At 63.8% G+C, this 16,131-nt stretch carries 12 protein-coding genes; 10 read left to right on the top strand and 2 right to left on the bottom strand.

From position 1 onward, the window contains the following. Window positions 1-50 precede the first annotated feature (50 nt). Together FK267_RS06420 and FK267_RS06415 are read left to right on the top strand one after the other, a co-directional pair. Complete coding sequence (locus tag FK267_RS06420) at window positions 51-1,073, top strand: zinc-dependent alcohol dehydrogenase family protein (RefSeq protein WP_141406808.1); 1,023 nt, start codon at window positions 51-53, stop codon at window positions 1,071-1,073. 46 nt (window positions 1,074-1,119) lie between these two features. Beyond that, window positions 1,120-1,671 (top strand): NAD(P)H-dependent oxidoreductase, encoded by a 552-nt coding sequence (locus FK267_RS06415; RefSeq protein ID WP_141406681.1) that lies wholly within the window; start codon window positions 1,120-1,122, stop codon window positions 1,669-1,671. A gap of 82 nt (window positions 1,672-1,753) precedes the next feature. Here the strand turns inward: FK267_RS06415 and FK267_RS06410 are convergent, their stop codons facing one another. Both FK267_RS06410 and FK267_RS13775 read right to left on the bottom strand, forming a co-directional pair. Beyond that, entirely contained in the window at window positions 1,754-2,248 is a 495-nt protein-coding gene (locus tag FK267_RS06410) for a GNAT family N-acetyltransferase (RefSeq protein WP_070510908.1), read from the bottom strand. A gap of 93 nt (window positions 2,249-2,341) precedes the next feature. Further along, a complete protein-coding gene (locus FK267_RS13775; RefSeq protein WP_020991727.1) occupies window positions 2,342-3,664 on the bottom strand; it encodes an NAD(P)H-dependent oxidoreductase in 1,323 nt (440 codons plus the stop codon). A 271-nt stretch (window positions 3,665-3,935) separates the two neighbouring features. Between FK267_RS13775 and hisN the strand changes: the two genes are divergently transcribed. From hisN to FK267_RS06370, 8 genes are all read left to right on the top strand, one after another. Further along, on the top strand, window positions 3,936-4,829 hold the full coding sequence (hisN, locus tag FK267_RS06400) for a histidinol-phosphatase (RefSeq protein WP_003786930.1): 894 nt from the start codon (window positions 3,936-3,938) through the stop codon (window positions 4,827-4,829). Between the two features lie 107 nt (window positions 4,830-4,936). Then, window positions 4,937-6,049: an ATP-binding protein gene (locus FK267_RS06395; protein ID WP_003786932.1), complete on the top strand. Its 1,113-nt coding sequence runs from the start codon at window positions 4,937-4,939 to the stop codon at window positions 6,047-6,049. A 247-nt stretch (window positions 6,050-6,296) separates the two neighbouring features. Continuing rightward, window positions 6,297-7,133, top strand: a complete 837-nt coding sequence (locus FK267_RS06390; protein ID WP_003786934.1) for an undecaprenyl-diphosphate phosphatase — start codon at window positions 6,297-6,299, stop codon at window positions 7,131-7,133. 321 nt (window positions 7,134-7,454) lie between these two features. Further along, a complete protein-coding gene (locus tag FK267_RS06385; RefSeq protein WP_020991728.1) occupies window positions 7,455-7,736 on the top strand; it encodes a SemiSWEET family transporter in 282 nt (93 codons plus the stop codon). A 301-nt stretch (window positions 7,737-8,037) separates the two neighbouring features. Further along, window positions 8,038-10,464 carry a tetratricopeptide repeat protein gene (locus tag FK267_RS06380; RefSeq protein ID WP_141406680.1) on the top strand — a complete coding sequence of 809 codons (2,427 nt, stop codon included), beginning with the start codon at window positions 8,038-8,040 and terminating at the stop codon, window positions 10,462-10,464. 42 nt (window positions 10,465-10,506) lie between these two features. Continuing rightward, window positions 10,507-13,497, top strand: coding sequence for an FxSxx-COOH system tetratricopeptide repeat protein (fxsT, locus tag FK267_RS06375; protein ID WP_141406679.1), 2,991 nt, complete (start codon window positions 10,507-10,509; stop codon window positions 13,495-13,497). Window positions 13,498-13,548: 51 nt separating this feature from the next. Further along, a complete protein-coding gene (locus FK267_RS13415) occupies window positions 13,549-13,701 on the top strand; it encodes a hypothetical protein (RefSeq protein WP_170198612.1) in 153 nt (50 codons plus the stop codon). 19 nt (window positions 13,702-13,720) lie between these two features. Continuing rightward, window positions 13,721-16,131: tetratricopeptide repeat protein (locus FK267_RS06370; protein WP_141406678.1), on the top strand; the 2,411-nt coding region annotated here is incomplete at its 3' end.

Here is a 16,131-nt window from a genome sequence, read left to right as displayed (position 1 = left end):
GATGTGAGGACATACCTGTGACTGCTTCTGCTCCCGCCCTGCCCACCACCATGCGTGGCGTCGTCATGCACGCTGCTGGCGACGTCCGTGTCGAGGACCGCGAGGTCCCCCACGTCATCGAGCCCACCGACGCCGTCGTCAAGCTCGAGGCCGCCTGCGTGTGTGGCTCGGATCTGTGGCCCTACCGGGGAATCTCCCCCGTGGAGGAGGCCCGCCCGATGGGCCACGAGTACGTGGGCACCGTTGTCGAGGTCGGCGACGAGGTCACAAGCGTCAAGGTCGGCGACTTCGTCGTCGGCTCCTTCTGCCTGAGCGACAACACCTGCGAGATCTGCGAGGACGGCTTCCAGTCGCGCTGCGCCAACGGCGGCTTCATCAGAGACACCCAGGCCGAGTACACGCGCGTGGCCCTGGCCGACGGGACCCTCGTCGTCGTTCCCGGCGGCAAGCCCGAGGACCCCGAGATCATCGCCTCACTGCTCGCAGCCTCCGACGTGCTGGGAACGGGGTGGTTCGGGGCGGTGGCCGCCCAGGCCGGCCCCGGCAAGACCATCGCGGTGGTCGGCGACGGCGCCGTGGGTCTGTCCGCCGTCCTGGCCGCCAAGGCCCTGGGGGCTGAGAAGGTCATCGCCTTCTCCCGCCACGAGGACCGGGCGGCGCTCGCCCGCGAGTTCGGCGCCGACGTCGTCATCGCCGAGCGTGGCGACGAGGGCGCCGCGAAGGTCAAGGAGCTCACCGGCGGCTACGGCGCGCACGGTGTCGTCGAGGCCGTGGGCAACCAGACCTCGATGATGCAGGCCATCGCCTCCTGCCGCCCCGGCGGGCACCTCGGCTACGTGGGCGTCGCCCACGGTGTCTCCCTGCCCGGAGACCAGCTCTTCTTCGCCGAGATCCACATGCTGGGCGGCCCTGCCCCCGTGCGCCGCTTCCTGCCCGACCTCATCGACCGCATCCTCAAGCGCGAGATCAACCCCGGCAAGGTCTTCACCCTGCGCCTGCCCCTGGAGGAGGCCCCCGAGGCATACAAGGCCATGGACGAGCGCCGCGCCATCAAGGTGCTCCTAGAGCCCTGATCCGAGCTGCACGACCCACCATCACCGTCTGCTAACAGGAGCATTCATGAAGACTCTCATTCTCGTCTTCCACCCCGACATGTCCGCCTCGCGCGCCAACCGGTCCCTGGCGGCCAAGGCCGAGGCCCTCGGTAACGACGTCACCGTGCGCTACATGTACGACCTCTACCCCGACCAGAAGGTCGACGTCGCCGCCGAGCAGGCCGCCCTGGAGGCCGCCGACCGGGTCGTCCTCCAGTTCCCCATGTACTGGTACTCCACCCCCGCACTGCTCAAGCAGTGGCTCGACGACGTGCTCCTCTACGGCTGGGCCTACGGCTCAACCGGTAAGGCCCTGGCCGGCAAGGAGCTGCTGGTGGCCGTGAGCACCGGTGGCCCCGGCGAGGCCTACAGCCACGAGTCCTCCTACGGCTACACGCTCACCGAGCTGCTGCGGCCCCTCCAGGCGACGGCCAACATGGTCCAGATGACCTACCTGGCACCTTTCACCACCACCGGGACCCTCACCATCACCGACGAGGCCCTGGCCCAGCGGGCCGAGGACTACGCCGCCACCCTGCAGTCCACGAGCCTGCCGGTTCTGGACCTCCGCGGCTGAGTCCGCCAGCAGGCAGCGTCCACATGCCCGAGGGCCCAGGCCGGTTCGCCGGTCTGGGCCCTCGGGGCGTCTCACGGGTGTCTCAGTCGCCGTCGGCCAGGTCCTTGAAGTAGCGCGCCACCGGCCAGCGCTGGAAGCCGAGCCCCTCGTAGGTGGCGCGGGCCGGGGCGTGCCCCAGGTCCCCGCCGGTCTCCACCATCACCATGGCCATCCCGGCGGCCCGGGCCCGCTCCATGGAGTGGTTCATGAGGGCACGGCCAATGCCGTGACGCTGGTAGTCGGGGTCGACGACGACGATATAGACCTCCCCCATCCTGTCCTCGGGATGCAGACGGGTGCACACCCAGCCCACCGGGCGACCGTCGACAACGGCGACGTCGACGCCGTCGGGCTCGCCATCGAGGACCTCGGCAAGATCGGAGAACTGTCGCTGCCGCCAGCCCTCGGGGTAGAAGGAGCGGTAGACGAAGGCGGGCACGTCCTGCTCCATGAGTGGGAAGACTGGAGCCCAGGCGCGCAGGGACAGGTCCAGCAGCGCCTGACGCTGCTCCGGCCGGTACGCAACGATCTCAACCATGCCGAAATCCTACGGCGCTCCCCATAGTTACACCGGGTCCCCGCCGGCCATCGCGCCGACGGGGACCCAGTAGCTCAGGACCGCTGAAGGACCTCAGCCGAAGATGTCGAGCAGCGGGAGCTCGGGGGTCTGGAGGACCGCGGCGTAGTCCTGCGCCCGGCGGGCGATGGCCTCATCGGTGATCTCCAGGGCGCCCACCGACAGGAAGGGCACCGCGTACTTGGTGCCGATGACTCGCGAGGTTCCCTGCATGGGCCGCAGGAACTCGTGGATCGTGTAGATGTGCGCGCCCTCGCGGCCGTAGGCGCTGCCGGCGCCGCCGACGCTGACGGCCAGGAGCAGCTCCTTGCCGTGCAGGGCCGTGCCGGTCGATCCGTAGGCCCAGCCGAAGGTGAGGACGTCGTCGAGCCACTTCTTGAGCAGGGGCGGGCAGGAGAGCCAGTACATGGGGTACTGCAGCACGATGCGGTCGGCGCCCAGCAGAGCCGCCTGCTCGGTGGCCACATCGATGTTGAAGTCGGGGTAGAGGTCGTACATGTAGCGCACGGTGATGTTGCCGCCGAGCGACTCCGCCGCGGCCCCGAGGGCCTTGTTGACCCGGGACTCGGAGATGTTGGGGTGGAAGACGAGAACGAGAGTGTTCACGGAGGACTCCCTGGTGTCGTTGGACTGTGAAGCGGGGGATGGCCCCCGTGAGGCGCCGGGGCTCCCGGCGCCGGACAGGACGTCGCTCAGGCCGGAGAAGCCGCCGATGATGACCTCCAGCTTGGGAGCCATCGCACCGCGGTCCAGCCAGGACTCCTTGGGGCGGAAGGGGACGCGGTCGGCGTCGTCGCCACTGTGCAGCTCATGGGGCCCACGCATACCCAGGGCGGCGTTCGAGTCGCCGAAGCGCTCGTCCCACATGCGGGTGGCGACGTCGATGCCGCGCTCGCTCCGGCCCGGCTGACGGTCGGACTCGACGGTCTCGGCCATGGCGACCGCTTGCTGGTGGGCGGTCAGAACCGTTGAGAGGGTGTAGTTGAGCGCCAGGTAGGCGTCCTCGCTGCGCAGGCCCCCGGAGACGAGGGCGTTGTGGGCGCGCTTGGCCACGGACATGAAGGGCACGTAGGCCCAGGCCAGGTTGATGAGGGTGTGGTCCAGGCCGGGATGGGCGTCGAGCACGTCCCACAGCGAGTCGGAGAGCCGGCGCAGGTAGTCCTGCCAGCTCAGGCCGGTGGGGGGCAGTGTGACGTCGGCGGACACGCGCTCCAGGCAAGCCACGAGCAGGTCGTCGCGAGAGCTGACGGTGCGTCCCAGATCAGCCGCACTCACCCCGAGCCGACGCGCCACCTTGCCCATCGTGAACCGGTCCACACCGATCTCGAGGGCCGCTGTGACGACGTCATCCCTGGTAAAACCGGCATTATGCTGCATTGAGCCTCCCGGGTTGGGTCATACTCGTCAGCGTAACGAACCAATAACAGCCCGCCAAATCGAAGGCACCTATCCGCGCGATGACCGACGCCGTTCTTCCGCAATATAACGGGAAATTAACCATCCCTCCCCTACGCCTCCCGCACACCTCTGACGCCGCCAGGAATCTCACGGCGAGATAACGACTCGGCACACGCCGGGCGGCCTGCCGGGTGGCGCGCCCGACGACGGTGGGGTCTCGCCGAGCCCGCTCCCCCGTTACCGTGGTGCCATGAGCGAGACTCCCCGCCCACAGCGCCCCGTCTTTCCGGAACCGCCCGCGGCGCCCTCACCGGCAGCGGCGCAGCCCGCGCTGACGGCTCCCCCGGCCAAGCAACGGCGCTGGCGCGATGACCTGCACCTGGCGCACACGATCGCCAACAAGGTGGACAGCCTCACCCTGGCCCGCTTCGACGCCGGTAACTTCACCGTGGAGACCAAGTCGGACCTCACACCGGTCACCGAGGCCGACAAGGAGGCCGAGCGCGTCATCCGCGAGCAGCTGGGGCGGGCGCGCGGGCGCGACTCCGTCCTGGGTGAGGAGCTGCCCACCACCGGGCACTCCTCGCGCCAGTGGGTCATCGACCCGATCGACGGGACCAAGAACTTCGTGCGGGGCGTGCCGGTGTGGGCCACGCTCATCGGCCTCATCGAGGACGGCCAGTGCGTCGTCGGGCTGGTCTCGGCCCCCGCGCTGGGGAGGCGCTGGTGGGCCGTGTCCGGCGGCGGGGCCTGGACCGGGCGCTCCCTGAGCTCGGCGCGGCGGCTGTCGGTGTCCGGCGTCGACGACCTCACCCGGGCCTCGATGTCCTACTCCTCGCTGTCGGGGTGGGCTCAGACCAAGCGGCTGCGCGGGATGCTGGGGCTCATGCAGTCGTGCTGGCGCACCCGTGCCTACGGGGACTTCTGGTCCTACATGCTCGTGGCCGAGGGCGCCGTGGACCTGGCCGCCGAGCCCGAGCTCGAGCTTTACGACATGGCGGCGCTCGTGCCCGTGGTCACCGAGGCGGGCGGGCGCTTCACCTCCCTGGACGGCGAGCCCGGCCCCTTCGGGGGCAACGCGGTGGCCACGAACTCACTGCTGCACGACGTCGCCCTGCACCACCTGAGCGCCGAGACGGACTGAGCCGGGCCCGGGTTGAGCCGACGTTCCCTTCTGCTGGACATCAGTGCACCCCGAAGTTATAAAAGATCTAAAAGATCTAAAACGCGCAAAAGTGGAGACGATCACACATGGCCAACCCCTTCAAACCGACAGCGGGAGCAACGCCTCCGTTGCTTGTTGGCCGCAACCGCGTCATTGAGGAGTTTCTGGAAAGCCTCGACGACGGCCCCGGAGCGCCTGGGCTCCTGGAGCTCATCACTGGCGCCAGGGGCGTCGGGAAGACCGTCATGCTCACCGCTCTGGGAGACTCGGCACGAGAGCGCGGCTGGGTGGTCGTTGATGAGACCGCACGCGAGGGGCTCATGGACCGACTCGCCGCCGAGTTCACTCGCCAGCTGTCGCAGCTCGCCGGCAAGGAGCGCTCACGGCTGACCTCCTTGAGCCTGAGCACACCGCTTGGTGGCGGTAGCGCGACACTCGAGCACGCACCTACTCCTGAGCCCTCCTGGCGGCAGAAAGCGCGAGCACTGACCCAGTGGCTCGCGGAACACGGCACCGGTCTGCTGCTCACGATCGACGAAGTACATGCCATTCCGCGCGAGGAGCTGCGAGCCCTGTCCGCAGAGGTACAGCACCTCATTCGCGAGGGGGCTCCTATCGGCCTGCTCATGGCGGGCCTCCCCAAGGCCGTTGAGGAGCTCCTCAATGACGACATCACCACCTTCCTGCGCCGGGCCGAGCGGATCGAGCTCGGCGAGGTGGCCATCGACGACGTCTGTGACGCCTTGAAGTCGACCTTCGACGCGGGCGAGAAGGCGCTGAGCAACGACCTGGCTCAGGAGTGCGCGAACGCGACCGGCGGCTACCCATTCATGATCCAACTCGTGGGGTACCAGGTGTGGAAACACAGCGGCGATGGCCCAGTGACCCAACCAGCAGTCGCCGCAGGAACGACCGCCGCCCGACTGCGCCTCGGCAACCTGGTGCACGCTCCAGCGCTGCGCGACCTGTCCGACGTCGACCGCACGATGCTCGTGTGCATGGCCAAGGACGACGGCCCGTCACAGATCGCCGACATCGCCGAACGCATGGACCGCCCCGTCAACTACGTGTCGGTCTACCGCAACCGGCTGCTCGCCGCCGGAATCATCAAGACCGCCGGCTACGGCAAAGTCGACTTCGCCGCTCCCTATCTGCGCGAGTACCTGCGCGAGCACGCAGCACACCTCGTCATGGAGTGAGTCGCAACCGCCAACGGCCACCCCTCGGCCACACGCCGAGGCCGCACGGGCTGGACTTGTCCCGCATCCGACGTTATAAAAGGGATACAAACCGATATGCGGCCGCAGAATCGGGCCTTTGCCCCGGTGTCGCCGCGCGGCTGAACCGCCACCGCTGCGGCGGGTACCACAGTGACCCGGCCGTTTCCCCACCCCGTGCGCCGGTAACCTGCCGTGAGTCCACTATCCATCCACCCCAGGAGTCCCTTTGAACTGGCTGCACGCCATCCTCCTCGGCATCGTCGAGGGCATCACCGAGTTCCTCCCGGTGTCCTCCACCGGTCACCTCAACATCGTCGAGAAGCTGCTCGGCTACGAGATCAACTCCGCCGGCATGACCGCCTTCACCGCCGTCATCCAGGTCGGTGCGATCATCGCCGCCATCATCTACTTCTGGGCCGACATCGTCCGCATCGTCACCGCCTGGTTCAGGGGACTGAGCAACCAGCAGGCCCGCCAGGACCCCGACTACACGCTCGGCTGGGGCATTATCCTGGGATCGATCCCGGTGGCCGCCGTCGGACTGCTGTTCAAGGACTTCATCGAGGGGCCGGTCCGCTCCCTGTGGGTGATCGCCGGAGCCCTCATCATCTGGTCGGGGGCCATGTGGCTGGCCGACCACCAGCAGAACCTCACCAAGGGCATGAAGGACGTAACCGTCAAGGACGCCCTCATCATCGGCGCATTCCAGGCCCTGGCCCCGGTGTTCCCCGGTATCTCCCGCTCCGGGGCGACGATCTCCGCCGGCCTGTTCCTCAAGTTCGACCGGGTGACGGCCACGCGCCTGTCCTTCTACATGGGTATTCCATCCCTGGTCGCGGCCGGACTGCTGGAGGCCGCAACGGAGGCCAGCACCATCAGCAACACCGTGGGCTGGACGCCCACCATTGTCGCGACCGTCGTCTCCGGCGTTGTCGCCTACGCGACCATCGCCTGGCTGCTGCGCTTCGTGTCCTCCAACAAGTTCACGTCCTTCCTCGTCTACCGCGTGCTGCTGGGCCTCATCATCATCGCCCTGGTAGCCGCCGGCACCATCGCCGCCTGACGGTGTTCATTTTGCCGACGTCGGTGTTCCTCGCGTGGGCATGATGTCTCTGACACTAGATATAGGTTCTATGTCAGGACATGAGTGGCACATTGTGAAACCCGAGAGTGACACGCACAACCCGGATTCGAGGGGCGACTCCCCCCCAATGCACATCACATATTCGCCGCATTCCCCACACACTATCCTCGCGATAGGATAAAACAAGAGAGTCACTCACAGGCGCGACGGCCACCCAAGCCAAGCATCCTCAGCCCCTTATTTCGTCCTGCGATCGGCCCCCTCATTCCCACAAACCAGCCGCGCAAGAAGGGACGCACAATGGCAGAGGAACGCGCACAAACTAAAGAGAAGCGCATGCAGACTCTCGGATGGGTCGCAACTGCGATGTCAGTGATGATGTACGTGTCGTACATTCCACAGATTATCGGCAACTTGCACGGTAACAAGGGAGACTTCATCCAGCCATCCGTAGCGGCAGTGAACTGCACGTTGTGGGTCATTTATGGACTGTGCAAAGAGAAGCGCGACCTACCTCTGGCCGCGGCTAACTTTCCGGGAGTCATCTTCGGGTTGATTGCAGCCAGCACGGCTCTTATCTAGCACTTCTTGTGAGGCGCCCACTTTCCGCCAGCTTCCAGGATGCTGACGACTGACGCCGCAAGGCGCTGTCATGGATGTCAGTTGGCTGTGAAACAGTGCCCGCAGGCGGGTCTCCCCCACACCTCCGACCGGCACCTGGGGCGTACCTTCCACGGGCGGCGTGCTCAATGACGCGCACGCCGCCTTCGACATCACGCCACTCAAGCAGCTCATGGCCGAGTAGGACCAGTTGCCCCTGAGGTCAGCGTAGACTCGCGAGCCACTGAGGACGACGACGAAGGACATCGGGGAGATCCGCAGCATGACCACTCGCCACCCACCCGCTTCTCCCACGCACATTCGATTCGGAAGTCGTCCCGCAATCGCCCCAGGTTTCGTCAAGCGGCAGGAGCAGGATGAGCTTTTCAAGGCCGTCTTCACTCGCGCCGAGCCTCGCACGGTTCTGACGGGGATGCGGGGAAGCGGCAAGACGCAGCTGGCCGCTGCGGTTGCGGCCAGGTGCGAGGAGGACGGCTGGCCCCTGGTGGCGTCGATTCATGCGGCCTCACGCAAGGAGATCCTTGCCGGTCTCTACAAGCTCGCGCTGCGGATCGGTATCGACGCACCGAAGAACATTCCTCTGGAGGTCATTGTTCGGGGCCTCCTGGATCGGCTGCGCTCAGCAGAGGCAGCGGACCGTCTCTTCGTTTTCGACAACGTGGAGAATCCGGACGACCTGAGAGATCTCATCCCCGAGGGAGCGGGAGTTCGGACCCTCATTACCACTCCGCACCACCTCGGCTGGGACCGCCTGGGGTGGCTGCGGGTGACGGTGGGTTCCTTCGATCGGGAGCAGTCGATCTCCCTCCTGTGCGAGCACACTGGCGACACTCACCGCGAAGCTGCTGACCGGATCGCGGATGCGCTGGGCGACGTGCCCGTCGCCATCACCCAAGCCGCCACGACAGCACAACAGGGTGGATACGCCTTATCCGGCTACCTCGACAGGCTCAGTCATCACCCGCTCGAGTCACGCATGAGTCGCCTCGAGGGTGCCAACTACCCCGACGCCGTCGGTATCGCACTGCTCATGGCCTATGAGCAGGTCTTGGAGCAGCTCAGAACCGAGCATCCTCAGCAGGAGAGAATCGCCGTATCGCTCCTCGGCACACTGTCCCTCCTGGCTGCTTCCGGAGTGCCAACTCACTGGCTCTTGAGGCTCGACGGCGACTCCGACGCAGTACGCGACACCTTGTCTTTCCTGAAGAGCGCTGCCATCCTCCAAGAGTCCAGTGACGGCACCAAGACCATTATTCACTGGCTCCAGGGACACGTGTACCGGGAAACCTACCTGAATGACCAAAAGAAGCTCGGCGAGGCGCGTACGTGCGCCACATCAGTTCTCAGCGGGATTGACGTTGACCGCCTAGACAATGGTGAACAGCGGCGAGACGAGACCCACCATCTCATCGAGCAGTTTCTCTCAGTCACATCACAGGACTACTCTCAGTCATTGTTTTCTGAGCCACGGGTGTCTTCAAAGCTCGCCGAGACACTGCACGACGCGACCAGCCTTGGGATGTCGCAGCTAGCCCTTGGCCTCACTGACTCGGTGACCCAGGTCTGCGACGCTTTGGGCCCCCACCACCCCAACACCCTGGCTTCACGCAACAACCTCGCCGGCACCTACCGGGCGAGCGGCAGGCTCGATAAGGCCATCGCCCTGTACGAGCAGGTTTTCAGCGGCCGCAGCCGCGTCTTGGGCACCGACCATCCCAGCACCCTGACCTCACGTCTCAACCTCGCCGGCGCCTACCAGACAGCCGGCAGGCTCAGTGAGGCCATCCCCCTGTACGAGCAGGTTTTCAGCGGCCGCAGCCGCGTCTTGGGCCCCGACCACCGCAGCACCCTCATGTCACGCGACGAACTGGCCGGAGCCTACCGGGAGGCGGGCAGATTCGACGAGGCCATCACCCTGAAGAAGCAGATCCTCGCAGACGCCTTGCGCATCATGGGTCCCGACAGCTCCGGCGCCTCGGCCGTACGTCTCAACCTCGCCGCCATCTACCGGAATGCGGGCAGGCTCGACGAAGCCATCACCCTGTACAAGGAGAACCTCGACGAGGTTAGCCGCGCCCTGGGCCTCGACCATCCTGAAACCTTGGCCTCACGGTACCGCCTCGCCGGCGCCTACCGGGATACGGGCAGGCTCGACGAGGCCATCCCCCTGTTCGAGCAGAACCTCACCGACTTCACCCGCCTCGCTGGGCCCGACCATCCCGAAACCTTGGCCTCGCGCGGCACGCTCGCCGGCGCCTACCGGGACGCCGGCAGGCTCGACGAGGCCATCCGTCTGTTCGAGCAGAACCTCGCCGAGGTTAGCCGCGCCCTGGGCCTCGACCATCCTGAAACCTTGGCCTCACGCCACAGCCTCGCCGGCGCCTACCGGGATACGGGCCGGCTCGACGAGGCGATTCCCCTGTTCGAGCAGAACCTCACCGACTTCATTCGCATTCTGGGTCCCGACCGCCCCGACACCTTCACCTCACGCAGCACGCTCGCCAGCGCCTACCAGGCAGCCGGCAGGATCGACGACGCCATTCCCCTGTTCGAGCAGAACCTCGAGGACCGCACCCGCACCCTGGGACCTGCTCACCCTGTCACTCTCACCTCGCGCAACAACCTCGCCAATGCCTACCTTGCCGCAGGGAGAACCGAGGAAGCGAAGAAGCTCTTCGGGACGCCGTGAGAATTCTGTTTCGGCACCGCTGACCGCTTGTACGATAGCGGCATGGCCGACCCCCTCTCCTTCGCTGTCCTGTCCATGACCACCAGCCTTGCCGGACTGGTCATGCGTGGAGCCGCTGTGGCCGTTGATCCTTCGTGGTGCAGCGCGGCATCACTACCTGGAGAGGCCGTCAACACATGGCGCAGCATATGGACCCTGATGCGGGGTCGAGGTGGCGAGGAGAATCCGCTGGAGGCGTCTATCAAGGCCCGACTTCAGAAACAGGTGGACGCCGCCAGCGAAAGATACGAGCGGACCGGAGTCACTCGATCCGCCCTTGCTGGCACCGTCACCGAGATCGAGGTAGCGCTCAAGGAACTCAGCGGGGACGACGCCACAGTCCTGGAGGCAGTGCGGTTCCCGGATCGCTTCGAGATGTACCTCCGACGGAGGACGGCCGGGCGCCGTCGGTACGTCGAGACAACAGCCGAGCCCTTCTTCGACGACCTAACCCGCATCGTCGCCGACGAGTTCATCCGCCTCACGCCAGGATCCCGGGGCTTCGACATCGCCGCGTTCAACCAGCTACTCGCAGGCCGGGATCAGCTTGTTGCCGGGCAGAATCAACTGCTGAAGGGGCAAGCAGAGACTCGCGAGCGTCTGGATAAAATAGTCGACAGCATCAACAACACTCGGAACACGCCCCCTCAATCACAAACCACCCCCAAACGGATTCACTTCGGAAGCCGCCCTACAGTCACCGCCAATTTCGTTTCACGGGCGGTCGAGAGCCAACTCTTCAATGCTATCATCACTCGCGCTGAACCGAAAACAGTCCTGACCGGAATGCGAGGTACTGGCAAGACTCAACTGGCTGCCGCAATCGCCACCAAATGCGAGAAAGAGGACTGGCCCCTAGTTGCATGGATCAATGCGGCCTCACGCAAGGAGCTTGTTGCCGATCTCTACGAACTCGCCACACGAATCAGCACCGACACACCGAAAAGCACCCGTCCGGACATCGCCATACAGCGCTGCCTGGACGCGATGAGTTCGGCCGACACTACGAACCGCCTCTTTATCTTCGACAACGTGGACAACTTTGACGACCTCAAGGGACTCATCCCTCGCGGAAATGGAATTCGAGTCATCCTTACAACCACGCGTCACCTTGACTGGAATAGTCTGGGTTGGTCACCTATCAGGGTAGGCACTTTCCAACGAGACCAATCGATTAGTATCCTCTGTGAGCGCACTGACGACACCAACCGCGACGCAGCCGACCAGATTGCAGAGGTGCTCGGCGACCTTCCCGTTGCCGTAACCCAGGCGGCCACAACAGCCCGCAACGAAAGATACACCCTCTCCGAATACCTGGACAGACTAAACAGCTTTCCTCTGGCTACCACCATCGAAAAGCGAGAAGGTGGCAACTACCCCGAAACCGTCAGCACCGCATTGTGGCTAGCCTGCAAGACGACAGTAAACATTATCAAGAGAAAGAACCCTAAGCAGGGAAGATTGGCGATTCAACAGATAAGCATGCTGTCGCTACTCGCCGCTCCAGGAGTGCCAATCCGTTGGCTGGAAGAAGATGCTGATCGAGAGAATGCCAAGAAGTCACTCAGTGCGCTATTCAATTCTTCGTTATGTCAGACCTCAACAGACAATAGAAAGGCCTTAATTCACCGACTTCAAGGACGCGCCTTCAGGGAAAATTATCTAATCAACGAGGCAGAAAAGGAATATATCCTGACTTCGATAATCCAGACTCTGGAAAACGTTGTCGCACACACCTCGTATAACCCACCCAGAGAACGAGAGGAGATGTACGACCTCATTGAACAGCTAAGCGCCATTGCATCACAGGAATATTCACAGTCTTTATTCACTAAACCCGCCATGGCGACAATACTCGAAAGAACACTACGGACAGCCTTGGAACTCGGAATGTACCAGGCCGCACTGACCCTCGTTAATTCGGTCGCGAAGGCTAGTGACACTTTAGGAGCAGGTCATCCCGACATCCTCAGCTCGCGAAAAAGCCTGGCTGACGCCTACCTACTAGAAGGCCAGGTCGAGAAGGCCATCGCCTTACTTGAACAGAATCTCAAGCATTCCAAGACAATTCCTGACACCACTCATCACAATACCCAGAAACTGAGAAATAGCTTCATGAGCACTCTCCGAGCAGGTGGCGGGATTAATAAGGTCACCACACATCACCAGCAGATTCAGAAAGATCATCCCCACACCCTAGGGCCCGATCACACCGAGATCTTTGCCTCTCGTAATAATCTCGCCGGCGCCTATCGGGAGGCGGGCAGGCTCGACGAAGCCATCACCCTCTACCAGCAGAACTTCGTTGATACCGATTACTTCCTGGGCCCCGACCACCCTTATACTCTGGCGTCTCGCAACAACCTCGCCAACGCGTACCAGGAGGCGGGCAGACTCGAAGACGCCATCACCCTCTACCGACAGAACCTTCAGGATCGTACACGTCTCGTCGGCCCCAACCACCCCGACACTCTCGCCACACGCAACAACCTCGCCAACGCCTACCGGGACGCAGGCAAAATCGAAGAGGCCATTCCCCTGCTCGAGCAGAACCTCAAAGACTGCATCCACATCCTGGGCCCATATCACCCCCACACTCTGCTCTCACGCAACAACCTCGCCAACGCCTACCAGACAGCTGGCAGGCTTGACGAGGCCATTCCCCTGCTCGAGCAGAACCTCAAAGACTGCATCCACATCCTGGGCCCAGACAATCCCGATACACTTTTCACGCGCGACAACTTCGCCTGCGCCTACCAAGCCACAGGCAGACTCAACGAGGCCATCACCCTGCTCGAGCGGAACCTCAAAGGATGCACCCGCATCCTGGGACCCCACCACCCCCACACCCTCAACACACGCCATAGACTCGCCGATGCTTATCGTACCGCAGGTCGAATTGAAGAGGCGGAGGCACTCTTTGAGACGCCGTCGGATTCAGAGGACGACCAGGACGGCACCGAGGAGGACCCGGATCAGGAAGCCGGCGACTGACCGCCACAGGGCGCCGTCATTGATGTCGGTGGGCTGTGAGACAGTGTCCGCATGCGGATCCTCCACACCTCCGACTGGCACCTGGGGCGCACCTTCCACGGGCGCGTGCTCGATGACGCGCACACCGCCTTCACCCACCACCTCGTCGAGCTCGTCGCCGCCGAGTCAGTCAATGTCGTGAAAATTCTATTTCGGCGCCGCTGACCGCTTGTACGATAGCGGCATGGCCGATCCCCTCTCCTTCGCTGTCCTGTCTGCCAGCATCACCGGGCTGCTCATGCGCGGAGCCGCTGTGGCCGTGGATCCTTCATGGAGCAGCGCGGCATCGCTGCCTAACGATGTCCTCAACGCGTGGCGCAGCCTGAGACGTCTGCAGCAGGGGCGAGGTGGACAGGAGAATCCGCTGGAGGCGTCCATCAAGGCCCGACTTCAGAAGCAGGTGGAGGACGCCAGCGAGCGGTACAAGCGGACCGGAGCCACTCAATCCGCCCTGGCCGGAGCCGTCACCGAGATGGAGGTGGCGCTCAAGGAGCTCAGTGGGGACGACGCCGCAGTCCTTGAGGCCGTACGATTCCCGGACAACTTCGAGACCTACCTCCGACGGCGAGCGGCTGGCCGCCGCCAGAACGTCGAGACGGCAGCCGAGTCCTTCTTCAACGATCTGATTCGCATCGTTGCCTCGGAATTAATCTATCACGCACCAGGCTCACGGGCCTTCGACCTCGCCGCACTCAAGCAACTGCTCGCAGGCCAGGAGCAGCTACGTGCCGGACAGGAGCGACTGCTGGAAGGGCAGGCAGAGACTAACGACCGCGTGAGGGAAGTGGCTTCCGACACCAAGGCGATGGCTACGGATATCCAGGAGATCCATAGAGCGGTCACTCGAAACCAATCTGCCTTGCCCACGCGGATTCGCTTCGGTAGTCGCCCCAAGGTCACTACAGGCTTCGTCAAGCGAGAAGGGCAAGACGAGTTCTTCGATGCCGTCTTCACCAACGCGGAACCGAAGACAGTTCTGACGGGTATGAGAGGAAGCGGTAAGACTCAGCTGGCAGCCGCGGTTGCCGCCAAGTCTGAAGAGGAGGGCTGGCCCCTGGTCGCATGGATCAATGCAGCCTCCCGCAAGGATCTTGTCGCCGATCTCTATGAGTTCGCACTTCGGGCAGGCATCAACGCACCACAGGATGTCCCTCCGGAGAATATTATTCGGCGCTTCCTGGATCAGTTACGCTCAGCAGATGCGGCGGACCGTCTCCTCGTCTTCGACAACGTGGAGAATCTCGACGACCTGAGAGATCTTACCCCTGAGGGCAGCGGAGTTCGGGTCATCGCCACCACCACACGCCACCTCGATTGGGACAGTTTGGGGTGGCTTCCGTTGACGGTTGGCATCTTTGAACGGGAGCAGTCGATCACTCTCCTCTGCGAACGCACCGGTGACGCTCACCGAGATGCGGCCAACCAGATCGCAGAGGCGCTCGGCGACCTCCCTGTCGCCGTGGCCCAAGCGGCCGCAACAGCCAAGTCAGGGCGATACTCTCTGTCCAGCTATCTTGAGAGGCTGAGCAATCACCCTCTCGAGTCAAGCATCAGCCGCCTCGAGGGAGATGACTACCCGGATGCCGTCGGGGTCGCACTGTTCATGGCGTACGAGCAGGTCTTGGAACAACTCAGAACCAAGCACCCTCAGCAGGAGAGCATCGCCACCTTACTCCTTGGCATACTGTCCCTTCTCGCCGCTTCCGGAGTGCCGACTCACTGGCTTCTGGAGATTGACGACGACTCCGACGCAGTTCGAGACACTCTGTCATTCCTGAAGAGTGCATCAATTCTCCAAGAATCCATTGACGGCAACAAGACCATCATTCACCGCCTCCAGGGGCAAGTTTACCGCGAAACTTACCTGAGCAACCAAGAGAAGCTCAACGAGGTACGTGCGCACACAACGACCCTTCTCAACGAGGTCGACGTAGACCGGATAGAATATTTTGAACAGCAGCGACAGGAAACACGCAATCTCGTCGAACAAATAAGTGCCGCCACATCTCAAGACTACTCTCGCCCACTATTTTCCAATCCAGATTTTGCTGCACTACTAGCAACGACTCTGTGGAATGCGACCGACCTTGGGATGCCACAACTGGCTCTCACTCTCAGCGAGTCTGTCACGCAGGCAGGCGAAGCTTTGGGCCCTGGCCACCCCGACGCCCTGGCCTCACGCAACAACCTCGCCAGCGCCTACCAGGACGCGGGCAGGCTCCACGAGGCCATCACCCTGTACGAGCAGACCCTCGACGACCGCACCCGCATCCTGGGCCCCCGCCACCCCGACGCCCTGGCCGCACGCAACAACCTCGCCACCTCCTACCGGGAAGCGGGCAGGCTCGACGAAGCCATCCCCATGCACGGGCAGACACTCGACGACCGCACCCACGTCCTGGGACCCCACCACCCCGGCACCCTCGCCTCACGCGACAACCTCGCCACCGCCTACCAGACAGCGGGCAGGCTCGACGAAGCCATCCCCATGCACGAGCAGACACTCGACGACCGCACCCACGTCCTGGGACCCCACCACCCCGACACTTTGCTCTCACGCAACAACCTCGCCACCGCCTACCAGACAGCGGGCAG

The organism is Actinomyces oris (genome assembly GCF_006546825.1).
Lineage (GTDB): Bacteria > Actinomycetota > Actinomycetes > Actinomycetales > Actinomycetaceae > Actinomyces > Actinomyces oris.
Note: the sequence above shows the minus strand (reverse complement) of the source record. Positions and strands in the feature narration are given on the sequence as shown.

Excerpts from the sequence above, each read along its gene's own strand:
- FK267_RS06415 (WP_141406681.1), top strand. The coding sequence starts at position 1,120 with ATGAAGACTCTCATTCTCGTCTTCCACCCCGACATGTCCGCCTCGCGC.
- FK267_RS06395 (WP_003786932.1), top strand. The coding sequence starts at position 4,937 with ATGGCCAACCCCTTCAAACCGACAGCGGGAGCAACGCCTCCGTTGCTT.
- hisN (WP_003786930.1), top strand. The coding sequence starts at position 3,936 with ATGAGCGAGACTCCCCGCCCACAGCGCCCCGTCTTTCCGGAACCGCCC.
- FK267_RS06385 (WP_020991728.1), top strand. The coding sequence starts at position 7,455 with ATGGCAGAGGAACGCGCACAAACTAAAGAGAAGCGCATGCAGACTCTC.
- FK267_RS13415 (WP_170198612.1), top strand. The coding sequence starts at position 13,549 with ATGCGGATCCTCCACACCTCCGACTGGCACCTGGGGCGCACCTTCCAC.
- FK267_RS13775 (WP_020991727.1), bottom strand. The coding sequence starts at position 3,664 with ATGCAGCATAATGCCGGTTTTACCAGGGATGACGTCGTCACAGCGGCC.
- FK267_RS06380 (WP_141406680.1), top strand. The coding sequence starts at position 8,038 with ATGACCACTCGCCACCCACCCGCTTCTCCCACGCACATTCGATTCGGA.
- FK267_RS06410 (WP_070510908.1), bottom strand. The coding sequence starts at position 2,248 with ATGGTTGAGATCGTTGCGTACCGGCCGGAGCAGCGTCAGGCGCTGCTG.
- FK267_RS06420 (WP_141406808.1), top strand. The coding sequence starts at position 51 with ATGCGTGGCGTCGTCATGCACGCTGCTGGCGACGTCCGTGTCGAGGAC.
- fxsT (WP_141406679.1), top strand. The coding sequence starts at position 10,507 with ATGGCCGACCCCCTCTCCTTCGCTGTCCTGTCCATGACCACCAGCCTT.